This is a genomic window from Serinibacter salmoneus (assembly GCF_002563925.1).
GTDB lineage: Bacteria > Actinomycetota > Actinomycetes > Actinomycetales > Beutenbergiaceae > Serinibacter > Serinibacter salmoneus.
On record NZ_PDJD01000001.1, the window covers coordinates 855,675 to 873,753 of the forward strand.

General features: G+C 71.1%; 15 protein-coding genes. 6 read left to right on the forward strand and 9 right to left on the reverse strand.

Annotation, left to right across the window (positions count from 1 at the left end; all coding sequences use genetic code 11):
- Positions 1-556: 556 nt before the first annotated feature.
- The 9 genes from ATL40_RS03690 to ATL40_RS03730 all read right to left on the reverse strand — a co-directional run bounded on the left by ATL40_RS03690 (position 557) and on the right by ATL40_RS03730 (position 10,383).
- On the reverse strand, positions 557-1,687 hold the full coding sequence (locus ATL40_RS03690) for a phage major capsid protein (protein ID WP_098468355.1): 1,131 nt from the start codon (positions 1,685-1,687) through the stop codon (positions 557-559).
- A gap of 332 nt (positions 1,688-2,019) precedes the next feature.
- Complete coding sequence (locus ATL40_RS03695; protein ID WP_098468356.1) at positions 2,020-2,265, reverse strand: hypothetical protein; 246 nt, start codon at positions 2,263-2,265, stop codon at positions 2,020-2,022.
- A 148-nt stretch (positions 2,266-2,413) separates the two neighbouring features.
- Positions 2,414-2,674 carry a WhiB family transcriptional regulator gene (locus ATL40_RS03700; protein ID WP_169925868.1) on the reverse strand — a complete coding sequence of 87 codons (261 nt, stop codon included), beginning with the start codon at positions 2,672-2,674 and terminating at the stop codon, positions 2,414-2,416.
- Between the two features lie 411 nt (positions 2,675-3,085).
- Positions 3,086-4,885, reverse strand: a complete 1,800-nt coding sequence (locus tag ATL40_RS03705; RefSeq protein WP_143556854.1) for an AAA family ATPase — start codon at positions 4,883-4,885, stop codon at positions 3,086-3,088.
- Between the two features lie 215 nt (positions 4,886-5,100).
- Positions 5,101-5,391 (reverse strand): hypothetical protein, encoded by a 291-nt coding sequence (locus ATL40_RS14670; protein ID WP_143556855.1) that lies wholly within the window; start codon positions 5,389-5,391, stop codon positions 5,101-5,103.
- A 591-nt stretch (positions 5,392-5,982) separates the two neighbouring features.
- On the reverse strand, positions 5,983-7,386 hold the full coding sequence (locus ATL40_RS03715; RefSeq protein ID WP_098468360.1) for a recombinase family protein: 1,404 nt from the start codon (positions 7,384-7,386) through the stop codon (positions 5,983-5,985).
- Positions 7,387-7,412: 26 nt separating this feature from the next.
- Positions 7,413-8,270 (reverse strand): type II secretion system F family protein, encoded by an 858-nt coding sequence (locus tag ATL40_RS03720; protein WP_098468361.1) that lies wholly within the window; start codon positions 8,268-8,270, stop codon positions 7,413-7,415.
- The gene (locus tag ATL40_RS03725) at positions 8,267-9,130 is read right to left on the reverse strand and encodes a type II secretion system F family protein (protein WP_098468362.1); all 864 of its coding nucleotides are present in this window, start codon (positions 9,128-9,130) and stop codon (positions 8,267-8,269) included. Before ATL40_RS03725 ends, ATL40_RS03720 begins: the two co-directional genes overlap by 4 nt.
- Entirely contained in the window at positions 9,130-10,383 is a 1,254-nt protein-coding gene (locus tag ATL40_RS03730; RefSeq protein ID WP_098468363.1) for a TadA family conjugal transfer-associated ATPase, read from the reverse strand. The genes ATL40_RS03725 and ATL40_RS03730 overlap by 1 nt, the downstream gene beginning before the upstream one ends.
- A 191-nt stretch (positions 10,384-10,574) precedes the next feature.
- Here ATL40_RS03730 and ATL40_RS03735 point away from each other — a divergent pair, with 191 nt between their 5' ends.
- The 6 genes from ATL40_RS03735 (at position 10,575) to nadC (ending at position 17,979) form a co-directional block, all read left to right on the forward strand.
- Positions 10,575-11,051: an arsenate-mycothiol transferase ArsC gene (locus ATL40_RS03735; protein WP_098468364.1), complete on the forward strand. Its 477-nt coding sequence runs from the start codon at positions 10,575-10,577 to the stop codon at positions 11,049-11,051.
- A 577-nt stretch (positions 11,052-11,628) separates the two neighbouring features.
- Positions 11,629-13,074 (forward strand): multidrug effflux MFS transporter, encoded by a 1,446-nt coding sequence (locus tag ATL40_RS03740; RefSeq protein ID WP_245866685.1) that lies wholly within the window; start codon positions 11,629-11,631, stop codon positions 13,072-13,074.
- Between the two features lie 252 nt (positions 13,075-13,326).
- Positions 13,327-14,109 (forward strand): NUDIX hydrolase, encoded by a 783-nt coding sequence (locus ATL40_RS03745; protein WP_098468365.1) that lies wholly within the window; start codon positions 13,327-13,329, stop codon positions 14,107-14,109.
- Entirely contained in the window at positions 14,106-15,461 is a 1,356-nt protein-coding gene (nadA, locus tag ATL40_RS03750) for a quinolinate synthase NadA (RefSeq protein WP_098468366.1), read from the forward strand. The genes ATL40_RS03745 and nadA overlap by 4 nt, the downstream gene beginning before the upstream one ends.
- Positions 15,458-17,104: an L-aspartate oxidase gene (gene nadB, locus ATL40_RS03755; protein WP_098468367.1), complete on the forward strand. Its 1,647-nt coding sequence runs from the start codon at positions 15,458-15,460 to the stop codon at positions 17,102-17,104. The genes nadA and nadB overlap by 4 nt, the downstream gene beginning before the upstream one ends.
- Entirely contained in the window at positions 17,104-17,979 is an 876-nt protein-coding gene (nadC, locus tag ATL40_RS03760; RefSeq protein WP_098468368.1) for a carboxylating nicotinate-nucleotide diphosphorylase, read from the forward strand. Before nadB ends, nadC begins: the two co-directional genes overlap by 1 nt.
- Positions 17,980-18,079 lie beyond the last annotated feature (100 nt).

The window sequence follows — 18,079 nt, forward strand, 5'->3', positions numbered from 1 at the left end:
CAAATGCATCACCTCGGAGTCCCCTAGGTGATGGAATCCGGCCCGGGCGTGGTGAGGATCATGTGTGGACGAACTCGTTTCAACGCTTCGTCCACCTCCGGCCCGGGCGTGGTGGATTGTCCGATATCGGACAATCGTCCGTTACGCCCGCGGTCGGATATGCCTCTCAGGCTCGCGAGGATGGGCGCTGACGGGTAGGGGCGTTCGGATCACGACGGGGGCGGCGCGCGGAAAACGGCTCCGGCAGTGATCCTCGTGGCTGCAGACCCCCCACCCCATCGCGCGCGCGAGGGCCAGAATTGAGGCTGGGGGGGACGGATAACTCCCGGAGCAATTGTCCGTGCGGCGTTCCTCCCCGTGGCTGTAACGCCCCTACCCCTGGCATGTGAAACGGGCCGGTCACCGTGTGGTGACCGGCCCGTTCTGGCGCTGGTTGGGTCTCGGCTGCCGGCGGAGATGCGGTACCGGCGTGCTATCCAGCCATCGTTCCGTTCTCGTCGCTAGGAGTTCCCGGCATCATCGGGGCGACGCGGTGACGTTGACGCCAGACCCTCGCCTAGGCTGCGGTGAGGGCGAGCTTCACGATGCCGCGAGGCAGGGTCACGTCGAGGTTGAAGCGACCTTCCACGCGGGCCATGAGTTGGTTGCGCTCGAACATGTCGGAGGAGGTTCCCCACTCCACGTGAACGCCGCTCTGGTCGGTGGAGAGAACCACGCTCTGCTCACCGATCACGTAGCCTTCGCCGTCCGTGACGCCGGGTGCCACGACAACCGGGACTCCCCACAGTCGCTGGGCGGTGGCATCGATCGGGCCGCCCACGTCGAAGTTGCCGGACGCGTTGCGGGTGGTCTGGATGCTCAGCCAGTCGGCGGGACTCAGACCAACGAATGCCGGACTCACCCCGTCTGCCAGCAACTTGGAGATACCGGCCTGCACCGTGATGAGCGGATCGGTCGCGTACGCCTGCGTCTGGATACCGGAGGTGTTGGCGATCCCGGTGAAGTTCTCGCCCGTGCCGTCCCCGGCGAGAACCTGGTTCTCCAGTTCGTCGGCCAGTGCGGCGGCGAGCTGCTGCTCCACCCACGTGCCGACGTTGGAGCGGTCGGCAAGCAGGTACTTGTCGATGGGGTCGGACAGGACCGCGACCACGCGGAGTCGGGACTCCTCGCGCTCCAGGGCCAGTGCCCGGCGGGGCTTGAGGTTGCCGGGTGCGACCACGCCAGCACCGCCCGGCTCACTGACCGAGGCGCTACGCACGAACGCGTAGATCGACTCCTCGCGCTGCGCCAGCGGGATAGCCTCGGCCAGGCGGGTGGGGCGACGGGTGGCCTCGCGGGTCAACTCCTCATAGGTGACCGGCAGCGGGGCGATCGACTCGCCCGAAGCAACCAGCGACTTTCGCCCCATGTCCTCAGAGGTGCGGTGCATCGAGGCGGCGATCTGCGAGCCGAAGCCCTTGAAGTCGAGCCTCTTGGTCGCGTCGCGCCCATCGGGTGCACCCATGCTCTTGATCTGCGCGATCAGGGCGTCACCCTCAGCGGCGCGCTCCATCTTCTCGTTCAGTGCCTTAACCTCGGCGATCTTCGCCTCAGCCTCAGGGACGGCGGACTCGTCGCCCGCCTTGACCTTCTCAATGAGCGCTTCGGCGGCCTTGAACGCGGCCTCGCGCTGCTCCTTCAGGTTCATAACTGCTCCTACGAATGTGCGCCAATATGGGCGCGTTGAATGTGGGTTCCGCTCCTGGCACGTGCGGACGGGTTGAACCGGGCCTCGGCGTCGTTGGCGAGGCTGGCGTGACCGCTGGCCGTGCTGTCGTGCGGCGAGCCTGATAGGCGGACGGGTTGAAACCGGCGGCTCCTCGGACTTGGCCTTCAGCAGCTCCTCGGGTTCTCACCCTTGGCCGCTTTCCGGCTCCTCGTCCTTGGCCGTGGCTATGACCGCTGGCCGTGCTCTAAACGCTTTCGCGTCTGGTGTCGATCCTACTCCTGTGAGCGGCAGAATCGACACCAGCGACACGCCTAATCGTCGAGATTTCTCGCGGCGATTTTCCACGCCTCATCGGCCAGCGTGAACCATTCATCGAACGTGGTCGCGGTGGGGTCGGCGGAGTGGGCCATTTCGGCCAGCGTGGCCAGGCGCACCGCGAGGTGTTCGAGTTCGGCGTGGTCCATCGCGCGAAGCATGGCCACCAGCGCGTCACCGCTACCGGCTGCCTTTGCTCGCAGGACGGCAACGGCGTCGCTCATCAACGGGTCGGGGTTCATCGGGTCTCCTTGAGTGGTGTGTTGTGTGCGAGGGCGCGCGCTCGGCAGTCCGGGCACGTGACCAGCAGCCAGCGCTCAGAGGTCGAGGGCTTCACCACGGGCGGCGAAGCGGGGCAGTGTGGGCGGTGAATCAGCCCGTACGGGTCGGTCATCGGGACTTCCTTTCGCGTTCGGTCAGGCCGCCATACACGCCGGCCTCATCGGGCCAGGCGAGGCCGTACGCGCGGCAGGCGACCTTCAGTGGGCAGGGCGAGCACGCGGCAGCCGCGACTCGTTGAGTGGGAATCTCCTCAGCCGTCCACGCTTCAGGGGCAGGGGAGATGACGCAGGGAATCTCGCGCGCGCGGCGGGCGAGGCGGTCCAGCAGCTGCAACCGCTCGGCCTCGCGGCGATCCTCGGCCGGACTCATCGCGCCTCCCATTGCCGAAGCACCCACTGCACAAGTTCGCGCTGACCGCCGGTCACCCACTGCGGTTCATCGGCGTGTAGGCCGTCCATCCGGCAGCCATCGCTCTGGTCTGACTCCGATACCCGGCACTCAGGGAAAGCGATCAGGTGAGCGGCACGCGTCCAGCGGCAGGACTCGCACACGAACGTCAGCGACCCCCGGTGCACGAACCACGGCCCGCCCATCCGCGCACACACGGCACACATGGGCGTCCACGCATCGGCGGTCATCGGTCGGCCCGCCGGTAGGTCGCGAGGGTCGGGCATGTCTCGTCGTGGGCGACGGTCATGTGCACGATCCCCGGCCCGTCGTCTCTCACGATCAGGTCAGCGTCACAGTCGGCGCAGGCTCCGGCGTGTTCGAGGTACACGTTCACGGTCGCGATCCCCCGGTGTGGTTGGGGCGGCACCGTGAGGTGTAGCCGGGTCCGTCGAGTGGTTCGGCGCACTCGGGGCAGGCCGGCGAACGTGAGGGAATCGGGGTGACTGTCCCACCGTCCCCCACCGTCCCCCGACTGTCCCCCGGGGACGCTTTGACTGTCCGTCCCCCGTCCCCGTCTCTAGGACGGGGGACAGTCAGACACTCGATTGGGGGCACTTTCTCGGTTGAGTGTCCCCCGCCGGTGTAGGTGTCCGATTGCGGGTCGTCGGCCTGCCTGTAGGCGCGAGTGAGGGTGTGCATCTTGGCGTTACGCGCGCCGTCCTCCACGCTCACGAATCCCTCGGCCACCAGCACGTCAAGCGCGGCCCGTGCGGCACCCTTGCGCCCCGTCACGGCTCCTTCAATGCTCCGGTAGCTCAGCGGTGCCTCGGCGTCCTCCAGGGCCTTGGATACGCGCTCCATCAGCGTGGTGGGTCGGAACGGTTCGGCGGGGTCGCGTTCGATCGCCGCGACTAGGGCAACCTCCACCCCATCGGGTCCGGGTGACACTCTCAGGTCCGCGACGTGTTGACCGGCCCGGTAGTTCCCGGATCGGTCCTTGGCTGCGACCAGGCGGGCATATCCGGCGGTGGTCCGGTCGAACGGCTTGACCACTCGCAGCATGTACTGCGCCCCGGAGATCGCCGCGCGCTTACGTTGCGACCCGATAGGCCACAGTCCCTCACTGTCGGCCTTGGTGACGTGATCGAGGATCACCACGGCGGGGCCTTGGTCCGCGACCCACCGGGGCAGGATGCGGAACCATCGCGCTACCTCCTCATCGGCGTTCGGGTTCGCGCCCTCCAGCGCGAGGCCTTCGCCTGTGGAGTCGATGACGACCAGCGAGGGGCGCAGCGAGTCCAGCAGCATCCCCATGTGTTCGCGGTCGGCCTCGGTCAGCCGCTGATCGGGGTGCACGTAGGCGAACCGCGCCCGGATCGCCTCGGGGTCGGTCCCCAGGTCCAGCAGCCGCGAGAGGATGCCGGCGGCGTCGTCTTCGAGGTCAACGAACGCGACCCCGTTACCGGCCTCCAGCTCCTGCGCCACGGCGGCGAGGGCGGCCCATGTCTTCCCGCCTCCCGATTCCCCCGCGAGGCCGTTAACGCGCCCGGCGTAGAACAGGGCGCTCCCACCATCGAGGCTCCCCACAGTGGGCCGGGGTCGCTCCAGGGTGCCCGCCTGTAGCGCGTCGAGGATGCCGTCTAGGTCCACTGGTGCCCAGGTGCTCCCCGGGGCCTCCTGTGGGGCCTCCTGCGCCTCCTGTGGGGCCTGCCGGGCCGCGAGGGTGCCCAGGGTGCCCCCGGCGGCGTAGTGGTCGGATAGGTCCTTCCCGTGCGCCGCCTCCACGAACGCGAGGCTCGCCACGATCCCGGCCAACTTCTCCGCGACGATCCCGGCCCACTTCTCCCCGGCGGCGTCACGGTCCACCACGGCCACGACATGCCCACCCCGTAGCGGCTCCACGTCCGCGAGATGAAAGTTCGTCGCGCCCTGTGGTGCGGTGGTCCCGGTGCCTCCCATGACGAACGCGGTATCAGCGTCCTGTTCACCCTCGGTCAGGTGCACCACGCGCCCCTCAGCGACCGCCTGCGCCACTTCTGGCAGCCGATACAGGGGCGAGGCACCGCGAGTCTGCCCCGCCTGCCGAAACCGCTTCTCCGGCGTCCTGGTGACGGTGCGAATCGTGGTGAGTCCGCCCGCGTCCCGGTACTCGTACGTCTTGCCGCGCGGGTCGTCGAACAGCTCGCGCATGGTCCACCCCAGCGCGCCCGCAATGTCCTCGGTCGTGCACCCGGCGTGACAGTAGACAAGGGCGCGCCCATCGCCTGCCGTGAGACTCAGCGAGGGCCTACCGTCGTCGTGGGCGGGGCACTGTGCCATCGCACGATCCCCGCGTGTCTCCACGCGCTTCCCGGCCTCCCGTAGCGCGTCGAGTAGGCGATCGTAGGCGGTCGTGGTCGGGACCATCACACCTCACCCCCGACCGCTTCGAGGCGCACCAGCAGCAGCCGGGCGTCATCCTCGCCACGGGCGAGGGCGCGGTTCAGGGCACGCTCAGCGCCGGGCAAACCGAACAGCACGCGGCGGCGCTTCGTCCCCGTCAGCAGGACCGCATACGGCGCTTCGAGGTCGCGCGCGCCGTCCTGGCGAGCGGTCCCGTCGAGGGCGATACTTGAAGGGCAGGTGTTGATGGGATAGCCGGTCGCCGTCTCCCGTTGGTCGCGGGGGCGGCGATCCCCATTTGAACGGTCAGGCACCGCGGCCACCCCCAGCGAGCGCGGCGGTGATTCGTGCTCGCTGCTCGGCAGTCAGGGGCGGCGCGGCTGCCACCACGCGCGAGACGTGCTCTGCGAGGGCTTGCGCGTAGTATTCCCGGCGCAGTTCGGTGTGGTCCTTGTCGGGGTGGTGTCTGACTTCAGCGGCCAGGCGTCCCCGGATTGCTCGTGCTGACACGAAAGTGCCTCCCAGCGGGTACGACGAATCGCACCTCCGCTGAGAGGCGCACTGCCTGGCTGTAAGCGGCTGCCGACCGGCACATTCTGCGTGCTACTGCGAGTGACAGTAGCAGCACTACGGGCCGAGAGTGCCCCGCGACACGCCGTCCTCTTCCATTTTGTCGAGAATCTGACGCACGGCAGACCAGCGGCGCTGATAGTCGGCCCCGCACTCTGGGCAGCGGCGGACAATCTTCCCGGACTCCGGGGTGGGGTCTGGCTGGTCGCGAAACTCAATCGACCTCGGCACCAGGTAGCGTCCCTGCTGCTTGATGACCTTCCCTAGTTGGACACCACAGCGGCACACGATGTTGACTTGCGTGAATAGTTGCTCGACCCCTTTTCGTCGCCGGCTCATTCTCCCGATCCTTTCCAGTCGATGCGGATACGCTCCGGGTCAAACGGCATTCCGGGGGTCGCGGGAAGGATCGTCACGGTGCATAGGGCATCCACGATCGCGCGCCGGCGCTCAATGCTTGCCCGCCCCCACGCCTCGCGGATGCCCGGCCCGCCGATTCCCTCCATACCCGCGGGCGGTCCTGCGTGTCGTGCGAGGCGCTCGGCTTCTTCGATCTGGGGTCGCAGCCGCGCCGTGATCCGGGCGAGCTGGTCAGCCGTGATCGCGCCCTCGGCGTACTGGTCCGCCGCGAGGTCGAGGCGCGCCTTCAAGTCGCCCGCCCGCTTCGTCTGCGCCTGCATCTCGTCGGGGTCGCCCGCGAGCAGTCGAGGGCCGTCAGGCTGTTCGAGGCGGGCCAGCACTACGGCGATGACCACGGCGTCAACGTCCACCTGCACACGGCGGATGCGGTAGCACTCTCCGCAGGTGTAGGCCTGCTTCCCGTAGCTCCATGTGCCGTCCGCGAGTCTCTGCCGAACGGGCGAGGCGGGGCGGATTATCCCGCCACAGCGACCACACAAAGCGATCCCTGAGAGTAGGTACTTGAGTGGCGTTCCTCGCGCCGATTTGCGGGCGGGATCACGGAGGATCGAGATTAGGCGATCCTGGGTGCCGTCATCCCACAGTGGCTCCCACGATCCACGGGCGACGATTTCACCCTTGTATGTTCGCCGCCCACTGTTCCTCTGGCGCAATAGCAGTTGTCGCAGGTTCGTTCCCGTCCACCGCTTTCCGTCGGGAGTCGGGATTCCGCGGGCGTTCAGTTCTTTCCAGATCGAGCGCAAAGAATCGCCGGCGAGGATTCGAGACGCTGCATCTCGCAGGATCGCCGCAGCCTCGGGGTCGATCACGTCCTTGCCGTCTACCCGTCGCCACCCGTAACCGACCCGCCCGTGCTGCATCCCCTTGTGCGCCCGGTCCCGTGCTGCGTCCCGTACGCGCTCGGCGGTCGTCTCTGCTTCGAGGGCGTTCCAGTTCGCCTGGTTCCGCGCCTGTGCCCGACCCATCGCGGTAGTGAAGTCGGGGTCTCCCGATCGGATCGTGCGCACCGTCACGCCGGTGTTCTCCGCGAGGTCGATTAGGTCCTCGAACTCTCGGACTCGGCGCGTGAGCCTTGAAGTCGAGTAGCTCAGGATCGTGTCGAACTCGCCAGCGCGGGCGCGGTCGATCATCTCGGCATAGAGGGGGCGCTTCTTCCGCGAGTGCGTCGAGGCTCCCACGTCGTTCTCGCGGTAGACATGCACCACGGCGATGCCGTGCCGGTCTGCCAGATCGCGGCACAGTCGCTCCTGGCGATCCACGCCGAACTCTCGGCCTTCGCGGTCATCGGAGATTCGCGCGTAGATCACTCCTCGGGCCATACCACCAGTGTAGTCCGGCAGTACATCTATCCAGCGCTTGACGGGACGAGCATCCCGATCTCCTTGCGGCCGCCCGCCTCCATCAGCTCCCGCTTGGCGGAGTCGCGGGCATCCCCGGCCTGGGCGCGCAGCACCTCCGCCAGGGGGCTGCCGCGCTCGATGGCGGTGGCCACGCCGTCGGCGAACCGGGCGATCGCGGGCAGGTTGCTGCGCCGTGCCAGCCCGTCCAACGCCGCCGACATCGTCGCCCCCGCGCGCACATCGGCCAGGGTGAGACGGAGCTCGCCCGCGAGGTCGCCGTGGGTCGAGCGCGCCACCCGGGCCAGCGCCGACGAGGGGGCCTCCCCGGATCCGATCGCCAGGGCGAGCAACTCGGCCACCGTGGGGAACTCCGCGGCGATCCGCACCTCCCGCTGCTTCACGGCGCGAGAGAGGGCGCGGTCACGCGCGAGCGCCCCTGCTACTGCGCAGACCACGGCGACCGCCGCCAGCGCGAGGGGCGAGCCACCGCGCGTCGCCCCGATGACCAGCGCCGCGATGAGCCCGATCGCGAGACCACCCGCAGCCCAGAGCAGCTGCTCCACGCGGAACGCCTCGGGCGCCTGTGGCGAGCCCAGGGTGCGCAGTCGGTGGCGGACCGAGGCTGTGGAGGATCCGAGGTGGTCCAGCACCCGAGCGGAGTCCTGCGCGAGTGGGCGCAGGAGTCGCGCCGAGAAGGAGGCGTCGCCGTCGGCCAGCTGGGTAGGGCGCGACGGCGTATCGGCCGCGCGCACGTACGGTTCCACCCGCGCCATCAGGGAGGGCCTGCCGGCGAGTACGGCCGAGGCGATGAGCAGGATCCCGCATGCGAGACCGAGGCCCGCGAGCGCCCCGACGGGGATCACGCGCCACCTCGCAGGACCCGGGGCTCATCGGGCAACCGTCCGATGCGCAGCATCGTCACATAGGCCACAGCCGAGACCGCGGCGCCGATTGCCAGCACCAGCACGCCGGCGGGGGTGTCGAATGCAGCCGCCGTCTCGCCACGTCCGCTCATCAGCGCGAGCACCACCCAGGGCGCAGCGACCGCCAGGCGCGCGCCGTTGACCGTCCACGACTGTCGCGCCTCGAGCTCGGAGCGGGTGCGTTGGTCAGTGCGGAGGAACTCCGAGAGGGTCCGCAGCATCGCGGCGAGGTCGGTGCCGCCCACCTCCGAGGCGATCCGCAGGGCGGCGGCGAGCCGATCTGCCACCGGATCGGCCAGCCGGAGCTGCCAGGCGGTCAGGGCCTGGGTGAAGCGGCCCGTTGCCCGGTACTCCGCCGCGAAGTGGGCCATGTCGGGGCGCAGTTCCACGGGCCCGCGCTCGGCCATCGCGACCATCGCCTCCGGCAGCGTCAGGCCCGCACGGACGGCGGAGGTGAGATCGTCCACGACATCGGGCCACAGCGTGCGCAGTTCCACCCGGCGGCGCTGCGACCGGTGGTGCACGTACGCCATCGGAGCACCCAAGGCGATGAGGGCGAACGCCAGGGCCACCGAGATCGCCATGCCCAACCCCAGCGCCACCACGAACACCACCACCGACACGCCCACGCACACGGCGGCGAAAGGGCCCAGTCCCACGGTGTGCAACCCGGCGCGTGCGGCGAGGTCATCCCACGAGGTGCGCAGTCGGCCCGCTCGCGGGCTCTGGGTCGGCGGCCAGGTCGAGGACCATGCCGCCAGGAGCCCGAGCCCCAGCATCAAGCCCGCTACGGCGCCCATCAGGCGGCCCAGCCGTCGGCTGCGAGCAACTCGGCGAGGTCCCAGCCGGCGGACTCGAAGCGCTCAGCGCCGGGAGGGAAGGCGTCCCCGCGGCGCAGGGTTCCGGCGGGGGCGCCCGGCGCTCGCACGTACACCTCGCCCGTCTCCACCACACCGCCCTCGGCTCGCCCGGTGACCGCGAGGATCTCCCGCACGCTGCGCCGTCCCGTGCTGTCCAGTTCCACGTGCACCACGAGGTCCAGCGCGGCGGCCACGGTCGGCACCACGAACTGGCTGGAGACGTTCTCCCCGGCGAGCAGCGGCAACACGCAGAGTTTCTGGACCGCATCGCGCGCACCGTTGGCGTGGATGGTGCCCATCCCGGGCAGCCCGGCGTTCAGTGCGATCAGGAGGTCCAGGCTCTCGGCCTCGCGCACCTCACCCACCACGATCCGGTCCGGCCGCATCCGCAGGGCCTCCTTCACCAGGCGGCGCAGCGTGATCTCTCCCTTCCCCTCGAGGTTGGGCTGGCGGCACTGCATGCCGACGTGGTCGCGGCAGGCGGGCTGCAACTCGAACACCTCCTCGCAGGTGACCAGGCGTTGGGAGGAGGGGATGGACCCGGTGAGCGCGCCGAGCATGGTCGTCTTGCCCGCCTGGGTGGCGCCGGAGACCAGGACATTGAGGCCGATGTCGACGGCGGCGTCCAGGAATGTGGCCGCGGGCTTGGGCAGGGAGCCGGCGGCGACGAGGTCGTCGAGATGGCGGGCACGGGCGACGTACTTGCGGATGTTGACGCACAGGTGGCGGCGGGTGATGTCCGGGATCACCACGTGCACGCGTTCCCCGGAGGCCAGCGTGGCGTCCACGAACGGCGCGGAGTGATCCAGGCGGCGGCCGGAGGGGCGCAGCATGCGTTCGACGAGGTGGGTGATCTCGGCTGAGGTCAGCACGATGGTGGTCAGTTCGCTGACGCCGCGGCGCGCGGCGAACACCCGGTTGGGTCCGTTGATCCAGATCTCCTCGACCTCGGGGTCCTCCAGGAGCGGCTGGAGTGGCCCGAGGCCGGCCACGGCGGCTGCGACGGACTTCTGCAGGCCGTCGGGGTCGGGGATCGGCGGGACGAGGCCGCGCAGGGAGCGTTCCTCGTCGAGTTGGATGACCTCGCGCACCAGGTCCTGGAAGGCACGGGTCTCGGTGGCTGGGTCGATGCCGCGTTCGCGGACCAGCTCCCGGACTGCCGCCTCCACGCGGCGCGCGGTGTCGTCTAGCACGTGGGCCCCCTGACCTATGACGATGCCGTCTGTGGGTCAACCTAGGCGAACTCGAAGGAGCATGGCGGAATGGGATTCCCCGGCTGTGGATAAACCCCATTTGCGCAGGTCGTGGCCCGGTTTCGGCGCGAATCCATGGCCAATGATGGAGCGAAAGGGCGGGTGCCGGCAGTGGGCGCTACGGTCGAGGCATGAGCACCACGCCTGCCGATTTCACACCTGTCGATCCCGCGCCCGGCGGCGATCGTCCTGCTGTCATGTTCGTCTGCGTGAAGAACGGCGGGAAGTCCCAGATGGCTGCCGCGTTGATGCGCTTGCGCGCTGGGGACGCGGTCGAGGTCCACTCGGCCGGCACCAGACCCGGCGCCGGGCTCAATGCCGCCTCTGGCGCCTCGGTGGCCGAGGTCGGCGCGACGTTCGAGGGGGAGTACACCAAGCCGATCGACCCCGACCTGTTCGCCCGGATGGACCGGGTGGTGCTCATCGGCGGTGAGGCGATTCTCGACGGCGATGCACTCCCGCTCGAGTCCGTCACGGTGGAGCGGTGGGAGACGGACGAGCCGTCGCTGCGCGGCATCGAAGGCGATGAGCGCATGGCGTTGATCCGTGACGACATCGATGCCCGCGTGCAGGGGCTTCTCGCCGAGTTGGCCGACGCTCAGCGTTGAGCGAGCGCGGGGTGCTGGTCGGATCCCCGCCCCGGTAGGTGCGGTACCAGGCAGTGCGGTGCCGCATCCCGGGCCGCTTCGCGCACGGCGGATCGGCTTCGCGGACGGCGGACCAGCGTCGACGGCGGCCGGGCCCTGACCCTGTGACCTGCACCGATGCGGGGCGGTGGTCAGAGCGGCGTCACGCATCCGCCGTGCGCGAAGCCGATCCGCCGTGCGCGAAGCGCCGTCCACCGCGCGAGGGCCTCGGGCGGCGGCTCGCTGTGCGAGGGCCTCGGGCGGCGGGCTCGACGCACGCGCCGGGTGGAGGCCGAGACGCCCGTGCGGCGGCGCTGCTCGCCGGCGTCAACGCGCACTGAGCGGCGCGACTGCGGGCCGGGGGCGCCGTCCTTGAGGTGCCGCTGACGATCTCTTGGGTGCCCCTGACCCTCCCTTGGTCATCTCTGTGACCTGTGACTATGGTCGTTCGAATCGATTCGACGCGATCCTCCTCGCAGGTGCATGATGTGAGTGGCGCAGTAGGCCTCAGGCCCGCGAGCGCCCTCCCACTCCTTCCATGCGAAACCGAGTCTCGACGATGTCCCACGCACCGGCCCGCTCCCACGCCAGTCGATCCCTTCGCCGCACCCCGGCCCCCACCGCATGCGCCTCGAGCGCCGAGCCGCGCTCCGCCGTCGTGCCCGAGGGTGCAGCCCAGGACGCGCCCGCCGTGGCGGTGACGCCCGAGACGCAGGCCGGCCCCGCCGGACCGACCGGCCCTGCCGGACCCGGCGGCACCAACCGCGCCGGCGTCGGCATGCCCGCTCCCGCGGCGCGCGCCCCCCGCCCGCGCCCGGCCCTGGTCGGGCTGCTGGGCGCCATGGCTGCCGTGTTCGCGATCACCGTGGACATGTACCTGCCCTCGCTGCCCCGGGTGGCGGCCGAGATGCAGGTGGGGGAGGCGACGGCGCAGCTCACCATCTCGGTGATGATGGTCGGCGCCGCGATCGGTCAGCTGGTCATCGGGCCGTGGTCGGACCGGGTGGGTCGCCGCCTCCCGGTGATCGTGGGTGGTGCGCTGCACAGCCTCGCGTGCGCCCTGGTGCTCTTCGGCTCCGGCATCGAGGTCTTCCTCGGCCTGCGATTGCTGCAGGGCATCGGCGCCGCCGCGCTGGGCGTGTGCGCCCAGGCGTTCATCCGCGACCGCTACTCGGGGCCCGTCGCCGCCGCGACCCTGTCCCGCCTCATGCTCGTGATCGGTGTGGCGCCGCTGTTCGCCCCGACCGTGGGCGGCTTCATCGCCGCACACTGGGGCTGGCGCACCGTGTTCGGGGTGCTCGCGGTGGCCGGCCTGATGGTGCTGCTCGCCGCCTGGCGCTTCCTGCCGGAGTCCCACCCGGCCGAGAAGCGCACCGGGGGAGGCGTCGTCGTCGCCCTGCGCAACTACCGCACCCTGGTGCGTGACCGTCACTTCATGGCTCTGGCAGTCCTGCCCGGGCTCGTCAGTGCCGCCCTGATCTCCTACGTCTCCGGCTCCCCGTTCGTGCTGCAGAACCAGTACGGACTGAGCGCCAACCAGTTCGCGCTGTTCTTCGCCGTCGGCGGGGTGCTGCTGGTCGGGATGGCGCAGATCAACGCCCACCTGGTGCACCGCTACGCCCCGATCCGGATCATCCGCCTCGCGTTGCCGGTGCAGTTCGCCTCGATCCTGGTGCTGCTGGCCGCGGCGCTGTTCGGCGGCGACAACGCGCTGCTGTTCCTCATCCCGCTGGCGCTGGCCATCAGCTTCCAGAACTTCGTGCCGCCGAACGCCACCGCGCTGGCCCTCGGGCGCCACGGGGCGCGTGCCGGCGCCGCGGCCGCCGTGTGCGGTTCCCTGAACGCGCTCCTGCCGGCGGCGATCAGCCCCCTGGTGGGGGTCTTCGGCGGCACGGGCGTGGCGATGGCCGCGGTGATGGGCGCCTCGGTGTTCACTGCGATCCTCGTGCTCATCTTCGCCACCCCCGCCTACCGCCGGGGCGGCTGGGAGACCGGGCGCGACTGAGGGCTACGCCGCGGGCGCCGCGGGCGCCTCGGGCCCTCGCCGAGTCCGTGCTGTGTGCGCCGCGTCCGTGCTCTCGGAGCACGGGCTGGGCGCCGGAGGCACGGTCTCGGCGGGAGGCCGCGGGGCGCTCCGGCGTGTTCTTGTGCGACTGACCATAAGGGTGCTACTGTCGCCGCCACGGTTAAGGTCGCACTGACCTGAACCGGTGGCCCGCCCGGGCGGGCGCCTGGCACCGCACGAGAGGAGGCGCGCATGAGCATCGAGCTCGCCGTCTCCAGTGTGATCCTCGCGCTGCGGCCGCGCCCCGAGGGCGCCCAGACCTCCCGCACCACCGACGCCCCCGCCAAGACCCTGTGGACCCCGCTGGTGCGACGCATCCGCGAGCCCTATCAGGGCTCCTGGGCGCTGCCCGGCGGCCCGCTCGGCCTGGAGTGCGGCCTCGCGCAGGCGGCCCGCGAGACCCTGCGCCGCACCACCGGCCTGGACCCGCGCTACTTGGAGCAGTTGTACTGCTTCGGCGGGCTGGACCGGGCACGCGGCACCTCCGACCCGCTCCCGAGCGCAGAACTGGTGCACGGGCAGGTGCGCCCGCCGCGGGTGGTCTCCATCGTCTACTGGGCACTGGTGCGCCCCGAGGAGGACGCTGCGGCCACCCCGATCGACGCCGCCGGCGGCATCGATCCGGTCAACGTCTCCTGGTTCCCCGTGGACGACCTCCCGGACCTCGCCTTCGACCACCGCGAGATCCTCACCTACGCCCTGGACCGGCTGCGCGCCAAGATCACCTACAGCCCGATCGCGCACGCCTTCCTGCCCGATGCGTTCACCCTCGCCGACCTGCGTGAGGTGTACGAGTCCGTGCTCGACCGCGACATCGACCCGGCGAACTTCCGCCGCCAGATGCTCGCCCGTGGGCACCTCGAGGCGACGGGGGAGAAGCTCACCGGCGCCTCCCACCGCCCGCCCAGCCTGTACCGGTACCGAGCCCAGCTCGTGGCCACCAGTCCGACCCCACCCCCGAGGAGCGCCTCATGACCTCCGTGGCCCTTCGCCTCGCCGTCGCCCCGCCCACCGAGTCCTGCGACTCCGGCCTGGCGGCCCCCACCTGGGACTTCGACGCCCTGACCACCTACGGTCCGGGTGCCTCGGTCGACGACGCCGTGCCTGCCGAGACCACCAACGCCACCACCCGCCCCGGTCAGCTGCCGCAGGCCTACCGGGACGCAGACGAGGCGGACCTGTACCGCCGCATCGAGGTGGCGAAGGAGACGCTGGGGGACCGCGTCGTCGTGCTCGGGCACTACTACCAGCGCGATGAGATCGTGGCCCACGCCGACTTCGTGGGCGACTCCTTCCAGCTCGCCAACGCCGCCCTGACCCGCCCGGATGCCGAGGCGATCGTGTTCTGCGGCGTGCACTTCATGGCCGAGACCGCCGACATCCTGGCCCGCGAGGACCAGCAGGTCATCCTGCCCAACCTCGCCGCCGGCTGCTCTATGGCGGACATGGCCGATGAGGACAGCGTGGAGGAGGCCTGGCTCGACCTCGCCGAGGCGTACGGGTTCGACCCCGAGGGCAGCGACGACCCCGCCGACTACCCCGGCGGCAAGCTGCCGGTGGTCCCGGTCACCTACATGAACTCCTCCGCCGCGCTGAAGGCGTTCTGCGGCCGCCACGGCGGGATCGTGTGCACCTCCTCCAACGCCCGCACCGTGCTGGAGTGGGCGTTCGAGCGCGGCGAGCGGGTGCTGTTCTTCCCCGATCAGCACCTGGGCCGCAACACCGCCAAGGCCATGGGGGTGCCGCTGGAGCAGATGCCGATGTGGAACCCCCGCAAGCCACTGGGCGGGAACGACGAGGCCACTCTGCAGGCCGCCACGGTCATCCTGTGGCACGGGTTCTGCTCCGTGCACCGCCGGTTCACCACCGCCCAGATCGACAAGGCCCGCGCGGAGTACCCGGGCGTGCAGGTGGTGGTGCACCCCGAGTGCCCCATGCCCGTGGTCGATGCCGCGGACGCCGCCGGCTCCACCGAGCTCATCCGCCAGTTCGTGGCCGACGCCGAGCCCGGCTCGGTCATCGCGATCGGCACCGAGGTCAACATGGTCAACCGCCTCGCGGCGCAGCACCCGGACAAGACGATCTTCTGCCTGGACCCGGTGATCTGCCCCTGCTCCACCATGTACCGCATCCACCCCGGCTACCTCGCCTGGGTGCTGGAGGGTCTGGTGGCCGGCGAGACCCACAACCGGATCGAGGTGGACGACGACGTGGCTCGCCACGCGCGCACCGCGCTGGAGCGGATGCTCGCGGCCGCCCCGAAGCCGCTGACCGGGTCGGCGCAGGGTGCACCCGCCGCCACCGCCGCGACCGGGAGCGCGCGATGAACCTCGTGGTGGTCGGCTCGGGCCTGGCCGGTCTGCTCACCGCCATCGAGGCCAGCACGAGCCACCACGTCACCCTGGTGACCAAGGACGCCCTCGCCGTCTCCAACACCGCGCACGCCCAGGGCGGCATCGCGGTGGTCGGGGGGCGCCCGGACACGGTGGTCTCCCACGTGACCGACACCCGCCGCGCCGGTGCGGGCCTGTCCGACCCGGCCGCCGCGATGACCCTGGCGGCCGAGGGCCCGGCGGCCATCGACCGGCTCCTGGAGCTCGGGGTGCGCTTCGACCGCGAGGACGGCGTGCTGTGCCGGGCACTCGAGGGCGCCCACTCCCACCCGCGGGTGCTGCGCGCCGGCGGCGATGCCACCGGCGCGGAGATGATCCGCGCCCTGGCGATCGACGTGCTGACCCGCGCCGTGGAGATCCGCGAGCACACCACCGCCGTGGACCTCGTCCTGGACGAGCAGGGTGCCTGCGTGGCGCTCGACGTGCTCCCCGCCGGCGGCGACATCGAGCGGTTGCCGGCCGACGCCGTCGTGCTCGCCACCGGGGGAGCGGGACAGTTGTTCCCGACCACCACCAACCCGCAGGTGGCCACGGCCGACGGCGTGGGCATGGCGCTGCGCGCCGGCGCCGAGGTGGCCGACGCCGAGATGATCCAGTTCCACCCCACCGTGCTGCTGCACGAGCGACCGTTCCTGCTCTCCGAGGCGCTGCGCGGTGAGGGTGCGGTGCTGCTGGATTCTGACGGCGAGCGCTTCATGCCCGCGGTGCACCCGGACGCCGAGCTCGCCCCGCGCGATGTGGTCGCCCGCGCGATCGCCGCGCAGGCGGATGCGCAGGGTTCCCCGGTGATGCTGGATGCCACGGCGCTGGCCGCCGACCTCGCCGAGCGCTTCCCCACGATCGTGGCCGCGTGCCGCGAGCGGGGCCTCGACCTCGCGGGGTCACCGGTGCCGGTCTCCCCGGCCGCGCACTACTGGATGGGCGGCGTCCGCACGGACCTCGCCGGGCGCACCAGCGTGCCCGGCCTGTGGGCAGCCGGCGAGGTCGCCTGCACCGGCGTGCACGGCGCCAACCGGCTCGCGTCCAACTCACTGCTGGAGGCCGCAGTGTTCGCACGCCGCCTCGTGGCCGCGCTCGCCGAGCCGGTGGGCGGCGAGGAGGCCGTGTGGGGTGCGGTCGGCCCCCTCTCGCCGATGGGCGAGCGCACCGGTTGGGCCGCGACCGAGGCCGTGGACCTGGACGATGCGCGCGACGCCCTGCCCTGGACCCGGGCGGACCTGCAGGAGGTCATGTGGAGCGTGGCGGGGCTGACCCGTGACGCCGACGGCCTGCGCGCCGGGGCCCGGGCCCTGGCCGCGATGGCCACCCCGGAGCTCGTCTCCGACGCGATGGACCCGCTGGATCGCCGCGACGTGGAGGACGCCAATCTCCTCATCGCCGCCCGCGCCGTGGTGGCCGCAGCGCTCGCCCGTGAGGGCTCCCTCGGGGCGCACGTGCGCAGCGACGCTGGCCGGGACGCCGGCACGCCGGCACCCGGCAGTGCCGCGGTGCACCACGTGCTGCGCGCCGAGCGGACGTGCGCGCCGATCGCCCGCAGCGGCGGGGCATGGGCCGCCGGCGAGCTGGTGGAGGCCTGATGCTCACCGACGCCGAACTGCGCCGCATCGTCGCCACCGCGCTGGCCGAGGACGCACCCTGGGGTGACCTCACCGGTGAGGCGTTCGTGCCGGAGAGCGCGACGCTGCGCATCGCCGTCGCGGCGCGCGAGGCCGGCGTCATGGCTGGTGGCGCCGTCATCGCCGAGGTGATGCGCCAGGTGGACCCGGCCGTCTCGGTGACCGACGTGTTGGCCGACGGCGAGGCCTTCGAGCCCGCCGCCGTGCTGGCGCACGTGGCCGGCCCGGCCCGCGCCGTGCTGCGCGGGGAGCGGGTGGCGCTGAACCTGCTGCAGCGCGCCTGCGCGGTGGCCACCCGCACCGCCGCATATGTGGCGGCCGTGGGGGATGCGCGCTCCGCGCGCGGCGAGCGGGTGCGGGTGGTCGACACCCGCAAGACCACGCCGGGGCTGCGCGCGATCGAGAAGCACGCCGTGGTCTGCGGCGGTGGGCGCAACCACCGCTACAGCCTCTCGGATGCCGTGATGGTCAAGGACAACCACCTCGCGGCGCTCGCGGGGCCGGGGGCGCAGAGCGTCACCGCGGCACTGCAGGAGGCGGCCGCACGGCTGCCGCACACCACGCACATCGAGGTGGAGGTGGACCGGCTGGACCAGATCGAGCCGGTGCTCGCCTCCGGTGTGGTCGGCACGATCATGCTGGACAACTTCTCCCTCGCGGACCTGCGCGCGGGCGTGGCCGCGGTGGCCGGGCGGGCCCTCGTGGAGGCCAGCGGCGGCGTCACCCTGACCACGATCGGCGCCATCGCCGCGACCGGCGTGGACCTGATCTCCGTGGGTGCCCTGACCCACGGCGCGGGCTCCCTCGACCTGGGATTCGACGAGGCGGTTCTGTAGCCACCGCGAGGTGGTTCTGCAGGCACCGCGAGGTGGTTCTGCAGGTACCGCGAGGTGGTTCTGCAGGTACCGCGAGGTGGTTCTGCAGGTACCGCGAGGT